The following is a 19,578-nucleotide window of genomic DNA, read 5'->3' as shown; positions in this document are numbered from 1 at the left end:
GCTCTGGATCCTGAACGGCCCGTCAAGAAAAGCAGGTTCGGTCGCTCGTAGAGGGGTTGCCGGGGCGTTCCGGTAATTCCATCGGCACTCCTGCGTTCGATTGAAGGCGCCGTCCGAAGTGGTGTACATGTGCTGTTCGTGCTCGGGTTCTGGCTCAACTTCCGTGAAGGCGACCCGTCGCTCGGCGACGGAGGCCGGCCGTCCTGAAGAACCGGCAGGTTAACGGCTTACTCCGAGGCAGGCCATGGTCGAGGCCGGTACGAGTTCACAGAAGTTGTGCCAGAGCCCGACTTCGGGAGTCACTTCGTGACGCTGCTGCATGATCAATGTCAATGAGTTTGGGGAGTCACCGCATTCGTTGTCGGGCCTGTCCGGAACGCAGTCCGCCATTCGCGGTGATCGTATGGAGAAGTGCCGGACCCGTCCGACGAGCCTGGCTTGGGGCTTCGCACAGAGTGAGAATGGCAGCCAGTTGTGGCGGCCTGTCCGAGCAGCGTACCGGCCGCCGAATCCCACTGGCCGACCGTCGATCGAGGAGTCCAGATGCGTCTGCGCAAGCGTGCGATCGCCGCCGTGTTCGTGACCACCGCAGCCTTCACCGCCATCGCCCCCCAGGCCATGGCCGCCCCCATGCCCTGGGAGGTCACGTACATCAGCTATGCGCGTGAGTGTGCGACTCTCAATCTCACGTCGAAACGACGTCACTACTCGGGCTCTGGCACAACTTCTGTGAACTCGTACCGGCCTCGACCATGGCCTGCCTCGGAGTAAGCCGTTAACCTGCCGGTTCTTCAGGACGGCCGGCCTCCGTCGCCGAGCGACGGGTCGCCTTCACGGAAGTTGAGCCAGAACCCGTTCTCGTGAACAAAGCCAAACGGGGCGCCCACCATCCCCTCCAACATCGGGCGCGCACCACGACCGCCTCCCTGCCCCGTCGCGGGAGCTCCGGACCGGCCCACCGACGTCGCGGGGGCCAGGGCGCACCGAGTGTTGCACCTGGGGTTGCACCGGGAGCTGCACAGGCTGTTGCGCCACTGCAAGTGGGACGCTCGCGTCTTCGCAGGTCAAACCAGGTTTTGCGTCCGGTGAGTGCTCAGACTTCCCCTCTTCTACCTGGCTGCCTTGCTATGGGGGTGGGGTGGTGGCTGGTGGGCGGGCGTGGTCTCGGGGAAGCGAGAGCGCTGCGCTGGCCTTCTTCTCCAGCCCGTCGCGCTGCTCCGGGCCGGGCTCCGGGGCGGCACCGCCGGACTTCAAGCCCTGGGGTGGGTCAGGCAGATGCCTGCCCGGGGGTTGCTCCTTCGCCGTCTGTGGTGCGGAGCGGTCCCCGGGGCTTATGGGCAGGTGTGTCAGAGGGTGAGGAGGACCTTTGTGGCGCGGCGTTCGTCCATGGCTTTGTAGCCCTCGAGGGCCTGGTCGAGGGGCAGGGTGAGGTCGAAGACCTTGCCGGGGTCGATCTTGCGGTTCCAGATGAGCTGGATCAGGTCGGGCAGGAACCGGCGTACGGGGGCGGGGCCGCCGAGGGTGTGGATGCCGGCGAAGAACAGCTGGATGCCGGGGATCTTCACGTCGTAGTTCACGCCGACGTAGCCGAGGTGTCCGCCGCCGCGGGTGGCGCCGACGGCCTGCATGAACGACTCCTGCGTGCCGACCGCCTCGACGACCGAGTGCGCGCCGAGCCCGTTCGTGAGTTCCTTGATCTTCGCGACACCTTCGTCGCCGCGTTCCTCGACGATGTCGGTGGCGCCGTAGTAGCGGGCCAGCTTCTGCCGTTCCGGGTGGCGGGACATCGCGATGATCCGCTCCGCGCCCAGCTCCTTCGCGGCGAGGATCGCCATCAGGCCGACCGCGCCGTCACCGACCACCGCGACCGTCTTACCGGGCCCTGCCTGCGCGGCGTCGGCGGCGAACCAGCCGGTGCCGAGCACGTCGGAGGCGGCGAGCAGGGCGGGGATCAGCTCGGGTCCGGGCTGTCCCGGGGTGGCGACGAGGGTGCCGTCGGCCAGCGGGATGCGGGCTTTCTCCGCCTGGGTGCCGACCGTCGTGGCGAACACGGCGTGCACGCATTTGGACTGGAAGCCGTCCTGGCAGATCTCGCAGGTGTTGTCGGACATCACGAAGGACCCGACGACGAAGTCGCCGACCTTGACGTTCTTCACGTCGTCGCCGACCTCTTCGACGACGCCCACGTACTCGTGCCCCATGACCTGGTGGTCGGCGGGCTCGATGCCGCGATACGGCCACAGGTCGGAGCCGCAGATGCAGGTCGCGGTCAGTTTCACGATCGCGTCGGTCGGCTCGATGATCTTCGGGTCCTCGCGCTCCTCGACCCGGACGTCGCCGGCCTTGTGCATCACTACTCCACGCATGGGTGGATCTCCTTGTCGTGCGTTGGCGCTGTCTGCGCCGGTTGGAATCCGGGAAGGCACGGGACCGCCCGCGACTTGCCCGCCGCCGTCTCTGCTGGTGCCGAGCCCACCGGTGTTGCTGAACGTGGCAGGGATGGCGGAGTTGCCGAACCCAGGGTCAGGAGGGCTGTCCGTACTGCTCGTCGGTGACGGGCTCGAGCCAGGTGGTGCCGTCACCGGTGCCGTCGCCGACGACCATGGCGATGTGGGCCATGAAGGTGGTGCCGGTGGCGCCGTGCCAGTGCTCCTGGCCTGCCGGGCAGGTGATGGTCTGCCCGGCAGTGACGCGGACGATGGTGCCGTCGCGGGTGCCGACCAGGCCGACGCCGTCGGTGAGGTGGAGGGTCTGGCCCAGGGCGTGGGAGTGCCAGTTGGTGCGGGCGCCGGGCGTGAAGCGCACCAGCCCGACGGCCAGGCGGCCCGGCTCGGTGGGTGCCTGGTGCATGTTGAGGTAGACGTCGCCGGTGAAGCGATCGGCCGGGCCTTTGATGGTGGGCGTTTCGGTGATGTGGTCCATGGATGCTCTGTTTCGTGTTCGGGGGCTGTGGAGGGCTGGAGGCGCCGGTGTGGGCGAGACCGCCCCACTCCCGGCGGGTGTTGCGGGCGCGCTGCGGCGCGGCTTCGGCGCGGCTTCGGCGCGGGAGTGGGGGGAGGTTCGTGGTCGGTCAGTTGCCGGATTCGGCGGCGATTTCCTTCAGGACGGTGGCGGCGCTCATGGCGTTCGGCCAGCCGGCGTAGAAGGCCAGGTGCGTGATCATTTCCGACAGCTCGTCCTTGGTGAGGCCGTTGTCCAGTGCGGTCCGCAGGTGGAAGCGGAGCTGGTCGGTGCGGTACAGCGCAGTCAGAGCGGTCACGGTGACCAGGCTGCGGTCGCGCTTGGACAGCCCCGGGCGCTCCCAGACGTCAGCGAACAGGACGTCGTCGGTCAGGTCGGCCAGCTTCGGCGTGATGTCGCCGACGAGCTGCTGCGAGGGGGTCTGCTTGGCGGCCATGGGGGGCTCCTGTGGTGCGGGGGTTGGTGTGGTTGGGGCCTTGTGGGCTGCCCTGTCGCGGGCTGTCCGGTTGGCCTCGGTTTCCACCGTCACACGGCAGCAATGATGCGAAAAGGGGAGGAAAACATCCTGGGAACGGTCCTTCCTGGGAAGGATCTCTCCCCCTCACCAGGCCGCGTTCACGGTGCAGACTGGCTGTATGACCAGCAACGCCCCACTCAAGGAGCTGGGCGAGTTCCTCAAGGCCCGCCGCGGCGAGCTCAGCCCCCGCACCGTCGGCCTGCCCGACACCGGCCCACGCCGTGTCCCGGGGCTGCGCCGAGAGGAAGTCGCCCAGCTGGCTGCCATCAGCACCGACTACTACACCCGCATCGAACAGGGCCGCATCCCGCCCTCCGGGCCCGTCCTGCAGGCCCTCGTAGGCGTCCTGCACCTCGGCGACGACCAGCGGGACTACGTCTTCGAACTCGCGGCCAAGGACACCGCCCCCGTCAGGCGCGGCGTCCAGAAGATCCAGCCCGCGCTGCGGCGGCTGCTCGACGACCTCACCACCACACCCGCCATCGTCCTCGGCCGGCGCATGGACATCCTCGCCTGGAACACGCTCGCCGCCGCCCTGGTCACCGATTTCTCGGCGCTCCCCGACAAGCACCGCAACTACGTGCGGATCATGTTCACCGACCCCGCCCTGCGCACCCTGTACGACGACTGGAACACCGTCGCGCGCACCACCGTCGGCATGCTGCGCAAGGAAGCCGCCGCCTACTCCCAGGACGCGCGCCTGGCTGCCTTGGTCGGCGAGCTGTCCGTACGCGACGACGACTTCCGCACCTGGTGGGGCGGCCACCAGGTCACCGCCGGAGCGGTGGGAACCAAGACCCTCCACCACCCTGTCGCCGGCGACCTCACCCTCGACTGGGACACCCTCACCGCCGGCACCGACCCCGACCAGCGCCTCATCGTGTGGACCGCCGAAATCGGCTCGCCAAGCCACGACGGCCTGCGCCTGCTCTCCTCCTGGGCCGCCAGCACCCACCTCGGCGCCTCGGCGACCTGACTTGCCGTGTTCGCGGCCCATGCCATCCTCAGGACCCGGCTACTGCTGTTCCTGCCGTCCCGACCCTGGCGCCGGGTAGCCATTTGAGGGCAGTCCGGCCCGAGAACGCGCGCCGATTTCGTGGCAGGATTGCTGAACGCCAACGCCAAGACGATCCGACTTGCTCTCAGCTGCGTCACACGAGCGAGTGGCGCTTCCAATTACAGCGGAGAGGCGGAAACGCTCGCTGAGCCCCCTGCTGCCCTCAACTGCTCCAGGGCTACACCGGGGCTCGCTGCGCCGACCCCTGTCGCGTCGCGGGGCTGCGGGCCGGCGCGACCTGGCGGCAGTTGCTACACCCCAGCTGCGGGGCCGGCCGCGCCTGTGGTCTGGGGGCGTAGCGCCCGGGCCGGTCACAGCAGGCCGGGCGGGCTCCCAAAGTCGCGCCCCACGCCGGGGCGTCGTACACCGGATACATGGGTGAGGAACAGACGTGGCGTCCGGGCGAGGTTGTGCCGGAGAGCGGGATCTACGAGTGCGACTTCGGTCCAGTCCGCCGCTGGAGCATATACGTGCATATACATGACGGGGCACCGCTTCCCCTCCTTCCCGGAGGGCTGTGCCGGGAGCTGGTGGAGGCTTCAGAGAGACACGTACCCCGACTCCTGAACCCAAGCGCCTGACCACCCCGGGAGGGAGCTCAGTGTGGTCCTGAGGCCGCCTGTGGAGCCGATGCTTGCGCAGGCCCGTGAGACGCTCCCGCCCCTTGGTACCGGCCCCGGTGGGGTGGCGGTGCAGCCCAGGTTCGACGGGTTCCGGGCGCTGCTCTTCACCCCGCTCCGCGCGGGTGATCCGGTGCTGTTGCAGACGCGGCGCGGGGCGCTGGTCCAGGACCGCTTCCCCGACCTTGCGGCCGCCGCGCGCAGTCTCCCGGCCGGTCTCGTCCTCGATGGCGAGCTTGCCGTCCTGGACCACCACGGGCAGCTCAGCTTTACCGCCTTGCAGCGCCGCGCGACCGCCGGCCGCAATGCTCGAGTCCTGGCGGCCGAGATGCCCGCCCATTTCATCGCGTTCGACGTCTTGCAGAGCGACGGCCAGGAGCTGCTGGGGGAGCCGTTCGCGCGCCGCCGCGAGGTCCTGGAGGCGCTGTTCGCCGACCACCGGCTCGGGCCGCCGTGGACGCTGTGCCCGTCGACCACGGACCCCGCGGTCGCGGAGGAATGGCTGTACGAGTGGACCGATGTCCCCGGCGTCGAAGGTGTGGTGGTCAAGAGCCTGACGGGCCGCACCGGCCAGGCGTGCGCGGCTGGACCAAGGTCCGCCGCAGGAACACCGCCGAAGCACTCATCGGCGGCGTCACCAGCTCGCTGCGCCGCCCCCAGGTCTTGCTGCTGGGCCGCTATGACACCACCTGCCGCCTACGGCTGGTGGGGAAGACCGTCCCGCTGAAGCCCGGCCCGGCCCAAGACGTCGCCGAGCAGCTCACCGCGGCCGGCCCGGACCACCCGTGGACCGGCGTCCGGTTCACCGCGTCCTGGAACAGCCGCACCCCACTGGAACCGGCCCTGGTGGCGCCTCTGCTGGTTGCGGAGTTCAGCGCGGACGTGTCACAGGACCACGGCGTATGGCGCCACCCGCTGCGCTACGAACGGCTCCGCCTGGACACCACCGAAGCCGATGTCCTGCCGTTCGGCGAGATGCAGTAGCTGCACAGAACCGAGCGCCCCCGGCTGATCACCTGTGGCGTCTGCCGCCGGACACGGAGCGAACTCTGGTCCCTGCTGGAGGAAGGCGACTACCTCTCTGGCAGGAGAGTGAAAATCTGTACTGGGCGGAGTAGACATTGGGTGGTGGTGTGGTTATGGTTTCTCTCGTAGCCAGAAGGACAGCAGGGTCGGGCAGAGACGAACTGCCTGGCAGCAGTACACGCAGTACAGGTAGTTGCAGTTCGCAGAACGGTGCGGTGGCGGAGTCTCGAAGCCAGGGTTTGTGCAGGACGGCGACGGGACTGGCGACCGGACCGGGCGGCCCGCAGTGATCAGGGGCCGCCATGAGCAGGACCGCGGTTAACGCAGTAGCAGTGCAGTACGTGAGTGGTACCTCGGTGAAGGCGTCGGCTGCGGGCGCGCGCATCGGGAGGTTCGGCAGTGGGGTTCTAAGCCAGAGCGGATCGCAGGACGGGCGACGGGGCTGGCTGCCGGAGAGCGTGGCGCTGTCTCAGGCCACCGAGTAGTACGCATCACAGTTCGCAGGACGGTGCGGTGGCGGAGTTTCGAAGCCAGGGTTTGTGCAGGACGGCGACGGGACTGGCGACCGGACCGGGCGGCCCGCAGTGATCAGGGGCCGCCGTAGTAGTTCCGCACGGGCAGTCCTCATTAGTGCGGTGGCAGTACCAGCAGTAGTAGTTGGATCCCAGAGGGATGAACGGAGGAACCAGGCGCCATCAGGATCGCCCGGACGCCACGCGAGTCCGGGTACCGCAGGACATCGATAGTGAGGTGGTCTCCGGTCAAGCAACCGCGATCCCCGCACCCCCGACCACAGCAATCAGGTCGGGCTCGCGGAAACAGAAAGCCGGCGCAGGACCAGGTCCGGCAGATGGTGTAGCAGTTCCTTCGGGGCCCCGGTGCCATCGCACCGGGGCCCCTCCACGCGTTCCACAGGAAGGTGCCAATGGCAGCAGACGCCCCGCACACCCGTCTCGACGACGACGACTACCCCGCCTACACCATGGGCCGGGCCGCCGACATGCTCAACACCACCCAAGGCTTCCTCCGCGCCATCGGCGAAGCCCGCCTCATCACCCCCCTGCGCTCCCCAGGCGGCCACCGCCGCTACTCCCGCTACCAACTGCGCATCGCCGCCCGCGCCCGGGAACTCGTCGACCAGGGCACCCCCGTCGAGGCGGCCTGCCGCATCATCATTCTCAAGGACCAACTCGAAGATGCCCGGCGCGTCAATGCCGACTACCGGCGCACCACCAGTTCGCAGAACCCCGCGGTCGCGGTCTGAACGGAGTTGGACACGCAACTCCCGCTGAGTTCTTCCCTCGAAAGAATCCTGGCGGGAGCGCGCCGCCGAGACGGCGGTCGCGTCCCGGCGAGAGCGAATCGTTCCTGCGGTGAATGTCGACGCCCGTGTGGGTGAGAGTTAAGACCGTGTCCTACATAGTCAGTCTGAGGAACCGTTCGAAGCAGCAGAGAGCGGCTCCGTCCGAGAAAGGCCAGGTAGTTGCCTGGTTTCCGTTCGTAGCGGTGGTTGAGTCGGTGGTAGCCGGTCACCCAGGACATGGTGCGTGACCCACCTGCGACGGCCGAGCCGCTCGCTGGAGTCGAGCGGAACGGTGACACCGGAATCATTATGAACTCCGAGACCGCCGGCGTCGATCTAGTTCCGCATCGTCAGCAACACGGTGACATCCAACCTGATGGGCGTTTCCACCTCGTCGAACCCCAGCAACGGCAGCGTCTGGCACAACACGGTTTTGGGAAACGGGACCAACCATCAACTCGTCTTCGACGTCCGTCCGATGACCCCGCGCCGGGAAGCCCGGCGCGATCCTGTTCCCAGAGGAGGCTTGCCCTATAGCCGGGGTCCCCACCGACAGGTCCAAGAACATCACGTGCAGCGCGGAGCGAGTCCACGTCCCCAACCACCGACGCCCTGGCCCCGCTGCGCCCCGAGAGCTGAACCCGGTTCTATCGCGCCGCGTCGGTGAGGGTGGCGAGGCCCGCGCAGACGAGCCGCACGCTGTGGAGGAACGTGTCGTCCTCGGTGAAGGCGGAGGCGGCGGCCAGGGTGAGGGGGAAGCGCGCGTGCATCGTGGCGGCTTCCTCAGCGCTGATGTCCATGGTGGGTGACTGGCTCTGTTCCTGGAGCACGAAGCCGGTGGTGTGGCTGAGGAGGGTGTCGGCGCCGATGGCGGCGTGGTCGGCGGGGATGCCGGCCTCGTGCAGGGTTTCCAGGAGCCGTTCCATCAGGGACAGGGCGCCGGTGCTGAGCACCTTGGGGCTGTCGGCCAGCATGACCGCACCGCCGGGGTGCCGGCGGATGCTCTCGCGGAGGGCGGTGAGCTGGGCCTGTACCCGGTCCTGCCAGTCGGCACCCGGGGCCAGAGCGTACAGCGCTGCGGTGCCGGCGTCGTAGGCCCGGCAGGCGACGCGGTCCGCCATCAGCTGGACCAGGGCGCCCTTGTTCGGCACGTGGTAATAGAGGCTGCCAGCCTGGGCGTCCAGGCGCTGGGCAACCTTGCGCATGGACAGGCCGTGGTACCCGGACTCGGCGAACTCGGCCATGCCCGCGTCGATGATCCGCTCTCGTGTCAGCTTCATGGGAGCACTCTAACCCCCTTTTCTAACAGTGTTTGAATTCTGCTGCGGGCCGGGTTACTCTCATCCCCGAAGCACACGACCGGGGATCGAAGGGGGTGGTGGCGATGGACGCACTGGTCTTCAACGTGACCACGGCGGCACTGATGGTTTTGATGTTCAAGGGCGGACTGGCCCTGCTCGGTGAGGGCACGCTGCGCGGTCGGCGCATCCCCTGGACCGCGGTGGCATTGACCGGCCTCGCACTCGCCGGGGTGGTGCTCCAGGTGTGCTGGTCCGGGGCGATGGACGCCCTGGACGCGGACCCGGCCCGCTCGGGCTGGTGGCGGGTGCTGACCTCGGTGTTCATGCAGAACGGCGGCCTGTTCGGCGGGGCCTGGAACATCGCCACGCTTGCCGTCATCGCCGCCCTGGCCGACCGGTTCTGGGGTGCCCCGATTACTCTGGGCCTGTTCCTCGCCGGGATCCTCCTGCCGGAGCACATCGACACCCTCTTCGGCGCGGGCGGCCACCACAGCACCGACCCCCGCAACTTCGCGGGCAGTTCGGGCGCCACCTACCTCCTCGGTGCCACCCTTGCCGCGGCCCTCCTCCTCCGCGTCCTGCGCGAACTGCACACTGCGGGCACGGGCCTGGAAAAGGTGCAGCGCACGGAGGCCCTCCTTGCGGCCGGTGTACCCGTACTCGGCCTGGTGATGTGGTTCGCCCAGGCCAACGGCCACGGCCTGGTGTCCGTTTACGGATACGTCCTGGGCTCCGCGGTCTGCCTTCTGGCCCGCCCAGCCGCATTCCGCACCCGCCCGGCCGCCCAGGAAACCACCCAGTCGGCCTGACCCCGCGATTGCCGGATCCCCAGACGGAGCGGGCGTTCGCGCTGCAGGCGAGAACCGGTGGAACGGGCAGCTCCGCGAGCGGACCGACCTCGAGGCATGACATTTGTCCTGGGCAAGACGGGATCCGAGGCCCTACAGGGCTGCTGTGGCGGCGCGTAGGCTCGGCGGCATGTCGAAATCACAAGACACCGGACGAGACGATGCCTGGGAAGGGGTCGTCTCCCATAGGTCCCGGGGCATGCTCGACGGCTCGAACATGTACCACTTCCTCGAGGTCCGCCTAGTGGACGGTGCATCCGTCAAGGTCCGGGTCGGCCGACGCTTCTGGAAAACGATCGCGGTAGGCGACCGGATCGCCAAGCGGCCGAACGCGGACCCTTACAAGGCGTAGAGCCCCGAGCCGACGGCGGCTCAGCTGCCTTGGCCAGCGCGCATTTGCCCTTCCATCAGGAGCACCTCAATGCTGCCCTGCCAAGAACCCCAGCACCTCCCCAACATGTCGACACCGCCCCTCCGCGGAACAGGGCGCCTCCCAAACAGCCGAACCCCCTGGAACCGGCCCTGGTCGACCCCGTCCCCGTCGCGGAGGTCAGCGCGGGACGTGTCACAGCACCATGGAGTGTGGTGCCACCCGTTGCGCTACGAACGGCTCCGCCTGGACGCGGTCGAATCCGATGTGCCGCCGTTCGGCGAGATGCGGTGAACTCCGGGGAGTTCCGGTTTGCCTCTGTGCCGACGACCGGAAGGGTTGGGCCGGGCCTGATGTCCCGCCGGCTGGCCGCCACCCGCGCCCGCGCCGAACAGGTGGCGGCGGCCGCGGACGCCGGTTGACGAAGCCGTGGGGCGGGTCGCGGTGTTCTCGCGGCCGCCCTCGCTGGCCTACATGTATGAGCCGAAACCGCCTAGCGGCGGGTGAGGTGAGTGAGGGTGACTCCGTTAGGGAAGGCGGTGCGCTCGGCAACGTCGAAGACGGTGGGGTCGAAGGAACCGTCGACTACCGCGATTCCGGTTCCGGCGACGACCGGATACGTCTTGATCAGCAGCTCGTCGATCTCGGGCAGTAGGGTGCCCGCGAGCTGGCCGCCTCCGCAGAGCCAGATGTCCAGGCTGGCGCCCGCTTCGTTCTTGAGTTCGCGGGCGAGGGCGAGCGGGTCGCCCGGCACGATGGTGACTGCTGGGTCGGTGCCCGGCTTGAGCGTGCTGGACACGACGTACTGGCGCAGGTGCGCGTAGGGACTGGTGATCCCGTTGTCGAGGGCTGGGCGGTAGGTGCCTTGGCCCATGACCACGGTGTCGAACCGCCGGTTGGGTGCGTCGGCGACGCCGACGGCCGCACGGTAAGCGGTCGGGATGGTCTCCGGGTACAGCGCGTTTACCCAGGTCGAGTAGGCGGCGGCCTGCTGCTCGTCGCCCTGCGGAAAGAAGTCAAACTCACCACTGGGACCGGCGATGCGGCCGTCGAGCGAGATGCCGATGTAGTACACGAGCTTTCGCATAACGTTCCCCATGCGTAGTACTCTACTTGTAGTGGCTGAAACGTAGTACTACATATGGAGTGGTGTCAATGGTGAGACGGAACGACCAGCGGCGCGCGGCCCTCGTGGACGCGGCGATCGAGGTGCTGGCCCGAGAAGGCGCACGCGGCCTGACTTTCCGGGCCGTGGATGCCGAGGCCGCCGTTCCCGCCGGCACGGCCTCCAACTACTTCACCAGCCGCGACGACCTGTTCACTCAGGCCGGCGCGCGGGTTTACGAGCGACTTCAGCCCGACGAGGCCACGATCGCCCGCCACCAGGCGGCAAACCGCGACCGGGAGGCCTACGCAGAACTGATGCGCGAGCTCGTCGGCCGCATCGCCTCCTTCCGCACCGGATACCTCGCGCTGCTGGAACTCCGTCTTGAGGCAACCCGCCGCCCCGAACTACGCAAGGTCCTCACTGAGCGAGTCCGAGCCGATGTTGACGCCAACGTCGCCTATCACGAGGCTTCCGGCCTTCCTGGCGACGCCACGGCGGTCAAGCTGCTCATGCTGACGCTGAACTGGCTAATCGTTGAACAGCTCACCCTGCCGGACGTCTTCACGGAGGCGGAGCGTGAACAACTGGTGACGGCCGCAGTGGAGCGCATCGTGGCTGCGGAATAGACGTCCGACCCCGGGCTGGCTCGGCTGGACCGGGCCGACGTCGGCATGTACCTCACTCCTGGATTCGAAAGAAGCGGCCTAGGTGAGGTCAAATCTCACCAACAGAACGTGGCTGTGAACCGCTCACGTGCAGTTGGAAAAGACCTCGGCACCGCTCTACGGGGCGACACGGCTGACGTGTAGTCACGAGCCTCACGCAATCCGAGGTCCACTTCCTCCCTGCGTCCAGCCTTCGAGAGGAGGCCATATGCCTGAAGCTGTCATGCCCACGTGCACACGCCCCGACGGTCACCTGCCGCCGACCGCGGTCGCCGCCGTCGGCCTATGCAAGCAGTACGGGGAAGAGGCCGTCTTCGACGGTCTCGATCTGCGTATCCCGGCCGGGGCTGTGTTCGCCCTGCTCGGCCCGAACGGCGAGGGGAGACCGCCGCGGTGGAGATCCCGTCCAGGCTCATCACCGCTGACGCAGGCGACCCGCACGTCGGCGGCCACGATTTGGCCGCCGACGTGCGGGCTGTGCGGGCCGCGACCGGTGTCACGGCATAGCGGTGATCTAACTATTCGGTGTTGCTAAGTACTGGAGTCGGCATTACTGTGTACCGGTACTCAACATCGCTAAGTAGCGGGAAGGTGTTCCATGGCCAAGCTGCTGACGGAGATGCTCAAGGGCACCTTGGAGGGCATCATCCTGACGTCCCTGTCCGGGCGGCCCGCCTACGGCTACGAGATCACGGCGCGGCTGCGGGAGCAGGGTTTCTCCGACATCGCGGAGGGGACCATCTACGCGTTGCTCCTGCGGATGGAGAAGCGTGGTCTGGTCGACGTGGAGAAGGTCCCTTCCGGGAAGGGGCCGCCGCGCAAGGTGCACTCCCTGAACGCTCAGGGACACGAGTACCTCGAAGAGTTCTGGGGGACGTGGAGCTTCCTCACCGAACGACTGGAACAGCTCCGCGAAGGGGGCAAGTAACGATGTCCGACGCCGAGAAGACCGGGTTCATCGCGAGGATGATCGGACCCAAGAAGCGCTGGAAGGCATACCAGGCACGCGTCAAGGAGCTTCCCGGCAACTACCGCACCGCTGTCGAGGCGATCGAGCGGCACCTGATGCACTTCGTGCCGAACGACGGCGACAGCACTGCGGCCATGTTCGAAGATCTCGCCGACCTCTTCGAACAGGCCGCAGCGGACGGAACACCGATCCGCGAGATCGTCGGGAAAGACCCGGGGGCGTTCGTCGACGCGTTCGCCCAGAACTACACGGAGGGCGGCTACGTCCCCGCCCGCGCCCGCAAGCAGCTGACCGACGACATCGAGCGCGCAGCCGGCAACGAGACCGGAAGCCAGGACACGACGGTCTGATCACAACTCAGTGCCTCCCCCGGGGGCCGAGCACCACGTTCATCACCTGTCTGCACCGCGCGGCCGCGGGGCCATGCCCGGCCGCCTGCCGCCGCATGCCCGCAGCACCGACCACTTGCGTCCAAGGAGATTCATGATGGGAAACGGGAACAACGGCTTCTCCGAAGCAGGGCTGCGCCGACTGCGCGAGGTACTGCAGCGGCATGTGGAGTCCAAGAAGATTCCAGGACTCGTCGCCCTGGTCAGCCGGGGTGAGGACACCCATGTCGAAACGATCGGGACGATGCTGCACGACGGCGGCGAACCGATGCGGCGCGACACCATCTTCCGTATGGCCTCGACGACCAAGCCGGTCGCGGTCTCAGCGACCATGGTCCTGGTGGACGAGTGCCGGGTACGGCTTGACGACCCGATAGATCAGTGGCTGCCGGAACTGGCCGACCGGCAGGTGCTCAAGCGGCCCGACGGCCCGCTGGAGGACACCGTCCCGGCGCTGCGTCCGATCACTGTGCGGGACCTGCTCACCTCCACCTGTGGGCTCGGGCTGGACATGACTGCGATGAACGCGCCGCTCATGGGCGCGTACTTCGGGCAGAAGGTCTACGGCGAGAACGGATGGCTGCTGCCGCAGGTGGAGCCGGACGAGTGGATGCGCCGCCTGGGCACGCTTCCGCTGATGTACCAGCCCGGCCAGCGGTGGCTGTACAACGTCAGCGACGACCTGCTCGGCGTCCTGGTGGCCAGGGTCACCGGCCGGCCGTTCGAGGCGTTCCTGCGCGAGCGCATCTTCGAACCGCTCGGGATGACGGACACCGGGTTCCACGTGCCCGCAGACAAAATCCACCGGCTGCCGCCCCTGTACGCCCCCGATCCGCAGACCGGACGATTCACCGTGGAGGACCCCGCCGAAGCGGGGCACCACAGCAAGCCTCCGGCATTTCCCTCCAGTGGCGGTGGACTCGACTCGACCGCCGACGACTACCACGCCTACTTCCGAATGCTGCTCAACCACGGGATGCACGGCACCGAGCGGATCCTGTCCCGGCCTGCCGTCGAGCTGATGACCACCAACCGCCTCACCCCCGAGCAGCTGGCCGCCCGGGAAACCTGGGCCCGCAACGTCGTCCACCTGTCACACGGCCAGGGACAGCACGGCGGCTGGGGCTTCGGGATGGCGGTACGCACCTACCGAGGTGACTACGCACCCGTCGGCCAGTTCGGCTGGGACGGCGGAGCCGGCACCACAACCTACGCCGACCCGCACAACCAGCTCGTCGGCATCCTGCTCACCCAGACCGGAATGTCCACCCCGGACTCGGCACGGGCCATCCATGACTTCTGGACCACCCTCTACCAGGCACTCGACGACTGACCTGCCTACCCGGTCGAGGACCGTCCGTCGGCGGGAGCGTGTTATCTGCGATGCACACACGGCCGCCGCAACCAGCGCAGGCATGCGGCGGCGCCGCCCCGGGGTGACAGAGATCAGTCGGAGTGTCGGAGGCGGCCGGGGCCGGGGCTGATGTAGGAGTTCAGCGAGTTGTGGGGCAAGGCTGGAGGGGCGTCAGCCAGCTCTTGTCTCCCAACATGCCTCTCAGCCGACATGGACGAGGGGACGGCGGTTTCGGTCCGCCTCTGCCTCGCGAGGCACCTCCCGCGTGACCGGGGCGACTTCGCTCTGGCCCAGGAGGAAGAGGCGCCCCGCACGCTGACGACGAGACCGCAGGCGCGCAGGGGAAGTGACGCTTCGGTGACAGGCCGGGGCGGCGGTCACCACGCACCGCGACCGAGGCCGGGGGAGTTCGGAGTCGATCCACCAGGCACACACCGCCCTTACTGACCTGGCGGCCGACTGCTCATTCGAGATCCGGGACCTGTCTGTAACTCCATACCGGCGCCGGGACTCTCGAGCAGGGCGTGGCCGTGTCAGAACCGGGCAAGAGCGATCCGGCCCGTCATCATGATCCATGGACCACAACGGCGCCGATTGGCAGCCCACCGACATCCGTGGCGTGGAGGTCCGCAGCGATGGGACGGCATTCGTCGCTATACGACTGCATGGCTGGGAAGCGCTCCTGCCGCTCTCTCTCTTCCAGGGCGTCGTCCCGCCCGCGGCGCCGGCGTCCTCGCGCCACCACGAGGCAGTCGCTGGCATCGGCACGCACGTGTTGCGGTGGCCAGTCCCGTAGGGCACCGCCCATTGAGGGGATTGGCGGCCCCGGGCAGGCGCGTCGAAGTGCTTGAGGGAGATGAGCCCGCATGGTGTTCGAAGCTGAGGACCGTTGCGGCAGTCCGCCGTGCGGCCGCCTGCCGCAACCGTCCGCAGTTGCCCAGCAAACCGGTCCGAAGCAGCCTCGGTACCGGCCAGAAGCTAGTGATCCGCCGCGTCCGTGCGTAGCAACGTACGGAGATCAACGATCGGTTTGCCGCCTGGCAGCCTGCGGAGTGTGTACCCGCGGCCTGTCCGGCCTTACGCCGATCAGCTCCTCCGCGTTGGCCGGTCGTTCGACCTTCCTGTGTGCTGGGTTCAGCGGCGCCGACATCACGGGCCGCATGCTGTCCGAAGGACAGTCGACGCTCGAGGAGACCCTTATGAAACGGCACGTCAGGACCGCCGGCACGCTGGTCGCAGCCCTGCTGGTCGCCGGCGCGGCGGCGGGGTGCTCGGACGACGAGGGCGAAGGCGGAGCCAGCGGCACGGAGACCCGCAGCGCCGCCGAGGCACCGGACACCAACGTCGTACCGGCAGCGACCTCGTCGAGCACTCCTGCGGTCGACGTCAATGACGGGACCTTCGGCAAGATGCTGGTCGACGAGAAGGGGCGGACGCTCTATCTCTTCGAGAAGGACACGAAGGACAAGTCGAAGTGCAATGACGACTGTGCCACGGCTTGGCCGCCTTTCACCGTCAAGTCGACCCCCACCGCGGGCAAGGGGCTGAAGAAGGATCTGCTCAAAACCACCAAGCGGGACGACGGCTCCGAGCAGGTGACGTACGACGGGCACCCGCTGTACCGGTTCGCCGACGATCAGAAGGCCGGGGACGCCAACGGGCAAGGCGTCGACGCTTTCGGTGCCAAGTGGTTCGTCGTGGATCCCGACGGCAAGAAGATCACCACTACGCCCAAGACCAACGGCGGATACTGACCTTCGGCCGGACCGGCCCCAGCGCTCGGAGGAGATCGCGGAGGGCTCGGACGCGATCGCGGTCCTGGGGCGGCTTCGGGCTGTGCTGTCTGAATTGGGAGTCGCGGACCACGCGACCTTGGATGTCAGCGAGTGATCAGGCTGCCATCCGCGCTCGTCCGCCCCAGCGGACGCCCTTCTCGCTGCGGACTCGGGCGCGTTCGCGGCGTTCGGCCGCCAGGACATCATCTTGGTGGCGGCGTTGGCGTTGCGCCAGCGCAGGTAGGCGTGCAGGGGGCCCGGGCCTTGGGCCACAAGGGGTTCGCGGAACTGGGGGTCGATCGGGTCACCGCAAACACCATGGCCGTCAGCACCCGCTCGCGTCGCGTCATGGAGAAAACGGGCCTGTCTTTCGTCCGAAGCTTCACCGGGGGTTGGCCGGAGGCGATCGAGGGATCCGAGCACGTGAAGTCGAGTATCAATACACCCGGACCGAATGGGAGCAGCGCCGATAGGCATCAACGGCTCAATGCGGCCGCCGTACTGGCGCACCTGCTCCCCGCTTCAGGACCTCGGAAGGCGGTTTAGCGTCCAGGGCGGTGACGCCGTGCATCGCAGAGGCGGGGTGCATTGCGTGGGGTGCCGTTGCCGTCGGTGCTGGTCTCCACTGCCGCCGTGGTTGGCCTCATCTTCGCCCTGAAGGAAGGCTCCGAGCGCGGTCTGGACCGACCCCGCTACTCGGATCAGCCTCGGTGCCGGCCTCCTCGCAGGCATCGGCTTCGTCACCTGGGAACTTCACCGGCTCGACGCCTCTCTGCTGGACATACGGCTGTTCCGTGAGCGCGGCCAGGCCGGAGGGCCGATCGCACTGTTGGTCGTCCTCGGCGTGCAGGCAGGTATCGCCGTGGACCCCCTTCTTCCACTTGTGCCGAGGTCTACACGGGCGCCTTCTTTGCGATCGAGGAAGCAGCTACGCCCAATCACACGGAGACACCGGCAGCGCCCCGTCTTGCTGGGTGCGGGGACGGCTGCGTGTCTTGGTTCGAAACCCGGGTCAGTTCGCGGTCGGCAGCGCGTGTCGCATCCGACCGTGCGGAGCTGAGCGGGCGGTCGCGGGTGCGGGCAGAACCGGAACCATCCCAGGTCCGCCAATAGCTCGTCCAGTTGCGGCGCCACAGCGATCGCGGACGCGTGAGCACTGCAAACGGGGCCGTGATTCGAGTTTTTGCCCGCGCCAACGGGACCGGGCACAGGAAGCCGGTCTACGATCACGCCGTGCCGACGGCGATCGAGATCCTCAAACGCCTGGCCATCGGGCGTGCCCGTCCGAGTGAGGAGCTGGGTGAGACGCTGCTGCCTAAGCGGCTGGCTCTGCCGATCTTCGCGTCCGACCCGCTTTCCTCCGTGGCCTACGCCACGCAGGAGATCCTGCTGGTCCTCACTCTCGGAGGGCTGGCGTACCTGCACTTCACCCCTTGGATCGGGGCTGCGGTCGTCGCGCTGATGACGGTGGTGGTGCTCTCCTATCGCCAGGTCGTCCACGCCTACCCGACCGGAGGCGGGTCTTATGCGGTCGTCTCGACCAATCTGGGCCCCTCCGCCGGTCTGGTGGTCGGGGCCTCGCTGCTGGTCGACTACGTGATGACCGTGGCGGTCTCCGTGGCCTCCGGAGTGGACAACATCATCTCGGCACTGCCTTCCCTGGCCGGCTACCGCGTTCTGATGGCGCTGGGCTTCGTCGCGCTGCTCACCGCGCTGAACCTTCGGGGCCTGCGTGAGTCCGGCCGGTTGTTCGCCGCTCCTACCTATCTCTTCATCGGCGGGGTGCTGATCATGATCGGCACTGGGCTGCTGCGCTACGTCGTGGGGGATGTCCCGGTCGCGGAGAGCTCCCAGTACGGCATCACCCCTCAGAAGAACGATCTGGATTTGGCCGGACTCGCGCTGGTCATGCTGGTGCTCCGCGCGTTCTCCAGCGGCTGCACGGCGCTGACGGGTGTGGAGGCCATCTCCAACGGGGTGCCTGCGTTCCGTAAGCCCAAGGCGCGCAACGCCGCGAACACGCTGGCTGCCATGGGCATCATCGCGGTCATCCTGTTCGTGGGTGTGACCACGCTCGCAATCGTGGCCAAGGTGCATATCGCGGACGACGCCTGCCGGCTGACCGGGCTGCCCAACTGCGCCGGTTACACTCAGCGCACCGTCATCGCACAGCTCGCTGCGGCTGTCTTCGGCGGGTCCACGAGTTTCGGTTTCTACTACATCCAGGCAGTCACGGCCCTGATCCTGATCCTTGCGGCGAACACTGCCTTCAACGGCTTTCCGTTGCTCGCCTCGATCCTCGCCCAGGACAGCTACCTCCCGCGCCAGCTGCACAACCGCGGCGACCGGCTCGTCTTCTCCAATGGCATCATCGCCCTGGCCATCGTCGCCGGGCTCCTGCTGTACGGATTCAGGGCCAACGTCACCAGTCTGATCCACCTCTACATCCTCGGCGTCTTCACCTCCTTCACCCTCTCTCAAGCCGGCATGATCCGGCACTGGAACCGTGCACTGCACACCGAAACCGACCCCGCACAGCGCCGCCGTCACCACCTGGCCCGTACGGTCAACTCCGTCGGCGTCGTCGTCACCGGACTGGTCCTGGTCATCGTGCTGGCCACCAAGTTCACCCAGGGTGCGTGGCTGGCCGTCGTCGCCGCGGCCGGGCTGTGGCTGATGATGCGGGGTATCCGCCGGCAGTACGACAGGACCTCCGCCGAGCTCGCCGTGACCGACCCGCGGCAGGACAGCACCCCTCCGACCCGAGTCCTGGCCATCGTGCTCGTCTCCACACTCAACAAGCCGACACTGCGAGCCCTTGCCTACGCCCGCGCCTTCCGGCCCGACCACCTCGAAGCGCTCACCGTCGCAGTCGACCCGGAGTCCGTGACCACCCTGCGCAGGCAGTGGAGCGAATTCGACATCCAGATGCCTCTCCAGGTGCTCCGGTCCCCCTACCGCGAGATCACCAGACCAACGGTGGAGTACGTACGCACCGTTCGCCGGGACGGCCCCCACGACGTCGTCGCCGTCTTCATCCCCGAATACGTCGTCGGCCACTGGTGGGAGAACTTCCTCCACAACCAGACCGCCCTCTGGCTCAAGAGCCGCCTGCTCTTCACGCCCGGCGTAACCGTGACCAGCGTCCCCTGGCAACTCTCCTCAGCCACCGGCGCCCGGCGGCCCATCGCCCGCGCCCCCGGCTCGGTCCGCCGCGGAGAACCACCCAACACGGCCGGCCAAACCGCACTACACACCACGTCACACCGCCCCGACTCAGACTGACCACGCGACCCTGGCGGAAGCAAGGCCCA

At 67.8% G+C, this 19,578-nt stretch carries 17 protein-coding genes and 5 pseudogenes; 15 read left to right on the top strand and 7 right to left on the bottom strand.

The features are described from left to right. Positions 1-1,346: 1,346 nt before the first annotated feature. From OG379_RS00330 to OG379_RS00320, 3 genes are all read right to left on the bottom strand, one after another. Positions 1,347-2,366 carry a zinc-dependent alcohol dehydrogenase family protein gene (locus OG379_RS00330; protein ID WP_405657995.1) on the bottom strand — a complete coding sequence of 340 codons (1,020 nt, stop codon included), beginning with the start codon at positions 2,364-2,366 and terminating at the stop codon, positions 1,347-1,349. A gap of 157 nt (positions 2,367-2,523) precedes the next feature. Next, positions 2,524-2,922, bottom strand: a complete 399-nt coding sequence (locus OG379_RS00325; RefSeq protein WP_405657992.1) for a cupin domain-containing protein — start codon at positions 2,920-2,922, stop codon at positions 2,524-2,526. A 148-nt stretch (positions 2,923-3,070) separates the two neighbouring features. Next, complete coding sequence (locus OG379_RS00320) at positions 3,071-3,397, bottom strand: carboxymuconolactone decarboxylase family protein (RefSeq protein WP_405657989.1); 327 nt, start codon at positions 3,395-3,397, stop codon at positions 3,071-3,073. Positions 3,398-3,596: 199 nt separating this feature from the next. Here OG379_RS00320 and OG379_RS00315 point away from each other — a divergent pair, with 199 nt between their 5' ends. The 4 genes from OG379_RS00315 (at position 3,597) to OG379_RS00300 (ending at position 7,445) form a co-directional block, all read left to right on the top strand. Continuing rightward, entirely contained in the window at positions 3,597-4,454 is an 858-nt protein-coding gene (locus tag OG379_RS00315) for a helix-turn-helix domain-containing protein (protein ID WP_405657987.1), read from the top strand. Positions 4,455-5,165: 711 nt separating this feature from the next. Then, complete coding sequence (locus tag OG379_RS00310; RefSeq protein WP_405657984.1) at positions 5,166-5,882, top strand: hypothetical protein; 717 nt, start codon at positions 5,166-5,168, stop codon at positions 5,880-5,882. Next, the gene (locus tag OG379_RS00305) at positions 5,861-6,139 is read left to right on the top strand and encodes a hypothetical protein (protein ID WP_405657981.1); all 279 of its coding nucleotides are present in this window, start codon (positions 5,861-5,863) and stop codon (positions 6,137-6,139) included. Before OG379_RS00310 ends, OG379_RS00305 begins: the two co-directional genes overlap by 22 nt. 967 nt (positions 6,140-7,106) lie before the next feature. Further along, complete coding sequence (locus OG379_RS00300) at positions 7,107-7,445, top strand: MerR family transcriptional regulator (RefSeq protein WP_405657979.1); 339 nt, start codon at positions 7,107-7,109, stop codon at positions 7,443-7,445. A gap of 151 nt (positions 7,446-7,596) precedes the next feature. On the opposite strand, the pseudogene OG379_RS00295 reads toward OG379_RS00300, so the two are convergent. Together OG379_RS00295 and OG379_RS00290 are read right to left on the bottom strand one after the other, a co-directional pair. Next, a pseudogene (locus OG379_RS00295) lies at positions 7,597-7,769 on the bottom strand (IS5/IS1182 family transposase); the annotation flags it as partial. Positions 7,770-8,131: 362 nt separating this feature from the next. Continuing rightward, entirely contained in the window at positions 8,132-8,764 is a 633-nt protein-coding gene (locus tag OG379_RS00290; RefSeq protein ID WP_405657976.1) for a TetR/AcrR family transcriptional regulator C-terminal domain-containing protein, read from the bottom strand. Positions 8,765-8,868: 104 nt separating this feature from the next. Between OG379_RS00290 and OG379_RS00285 the strand changes: the two genes are divergently transcribed. Together OG379_RS00285 and OG379_RS00280 are read left to right on the top strand one after the other, a co-directional pair. Next, the gene (locus OG379_RS00285; RefSeq protein WP_405657973.1) at positions 8,869-9,594 is read left to right on the top strand and encodes a hypothetical protein; all 726 of its coding nucleotides are present in this window, start codon (positions 8,869-8,871) and stop codon (positions 9,592-9,594) included. A 169-nt stretch (positions 9,595-9,763) separates the two neighbouring features. Then, positions 9,764-9,985, top strand: coding sequence for a hypothetical protein (locus OG379_RS00280; RefSeq protein WP_405657970.1), 222 nt, complete (start codon positions 9,764-9,766; stop codon positions 9,983-9,985). Between the two features lie 511 nt (positions 9,986-10,496). Here OG379_RS00280 and OG379_RS00275 read toward each other — a convergent pair. Then, on the bottom strand, positions 10,497-11,090 hold the full coding sequence (locus OG379_RS00275) for a dihydrofolate reductase family protein (RefSeq protein ID WP_405668344.1): 594 nt from the start codon (positions 11,088-11,090) through the stop codon (positions 10,497-10,499). A 68-nt stretch (positions 11,091-11,158) separates the two neighbouring features. Between OG379_RS00275 and OG379_RS00270 the strand changes: the two genes are divergently transcribed. From OG379_RS00270 to OG379_RS00245, 6 genes and pseudogenes are all read left to right on the top strand, one after another. Next, complete coding sequence (locus OG379_RS00270) at positions 11,159-11,737, top strand: TetR/AcrR family transcriptional regulator (protein WP_405657967.1); 579 nt, start codon at positions 11,159-11,161, stop codon at positions 11,735-11,737. Positions 11,738-11,999: 262 nt separating this feature from the next. After that, positions 12,000-12,277 (top strand): annotated as a pseudogene (locus OG379_RS00265) (ABC transporter); the annotation flags it as partial. 97 nt (positions 12,278-12,374) lie between these two features. Continuing rightward, on the top strand, positions 12,375-12,704 hold the full coding sequence (locus OG379_RS00260) for a PadR family transcriptional regulator (RefSeq protein ID WP_405657965.1): 330 nt from the start codon (positions 12,375-12,377) through the stop codon (positions 12,702-12,704). Between the two features lie 2 nt (positions 12,705-12,706). Next, entirely contained in the window at positions 12,707-13,096 is a 390-nt protein-coding gene (locus OG379_RS00255) for a DUF1048 domain-containing protein (RefSeq protein WP_405657962.1), read from the top strand. A gap of 136 nt (positions 13,097-13,232) precedes the next feature. Next, on the top strand, positions 13,233-14,468 hold the full coding sequence (locus tag OG379_RS00250) for a serine hydrolase domain-containing protein (RefSeq protein ID WP_405668342.1): 1,236 nt from the start codon (positions 13,233-13,235) through the stop codon (positions 14,466-14,468). Between the two features lie 1,220 nt (positions 14,469-15,688). After that, positions 15,689-16,243 (top strand): hypothetical protein, encoded by a 555-nt coding sequence (locus OG379_RS00245; RefSeq protein WP_405657959.1) that lies wholly within the window; start codon positions 15,689-15,691, stop codon positions 16,241-16,243. Between the two features lie 136 nt (positions 16,244-16,379). Here the strand turns inward: OG379_RS00245 and OG379_RS00240 are convergent. Then, positions 16,380-16,516 (bottom strand): annotated as a pseudogene (locus OG379_RS00240) (integrase); the annotation flags it as partial. Between OG379_RS00240 and OG379_RS00235 the strand changes: the two are divergent. The 3 genes and pseudogenes from OG379_RS00235 to OG379_RS00225 form a co-directional block, all read left to right on the top strand. Next, positions 16,514-16,737, top strand: a pseudogene (locus tag OG379_RS00235) (GNAT family N-acetyltransferase); the annotation flags it as partial. The pseudogenes OG379_RS00240 and OG379_RS00235 overlap by 3 nt on opposite strands. Positions 16,738-16,879: 142 nt before the next feature. Then, positions 16,880-17,129, top strand: a pseudogene (locus OG379_RS00230) (MFS transporter); the annotation flags it as partial. A 368-nt stretch (positions 17,130-17,497) separates the two neighbouring features. Next, complete coding sequence (locus OG379_RS00225) at positions 17,498-19,549, top strand: APC family permease (RefSeq protein WP_405657956.1); 2,052 nt, start codon at positions 17,498-17,500, stop codon at positions 19,547-19,549. Positions 19,550-19,578: the final 29 nt, after the last annotated feature.

It is taken from the genome of Streptomyces sp. NBC_01166 (genome assembly GCF_045039765.1).
Lineage (GTDB): Bacteria > Actinomycetota > Actinomycetes > Streptomycetales > Streptomycetaceae > Streptomyces.
The sequence above is the reverse complement of the archived record's forward strand: the minus strand, read 5'-3'. Positions and strand labels throughout refer to the sequence as shown.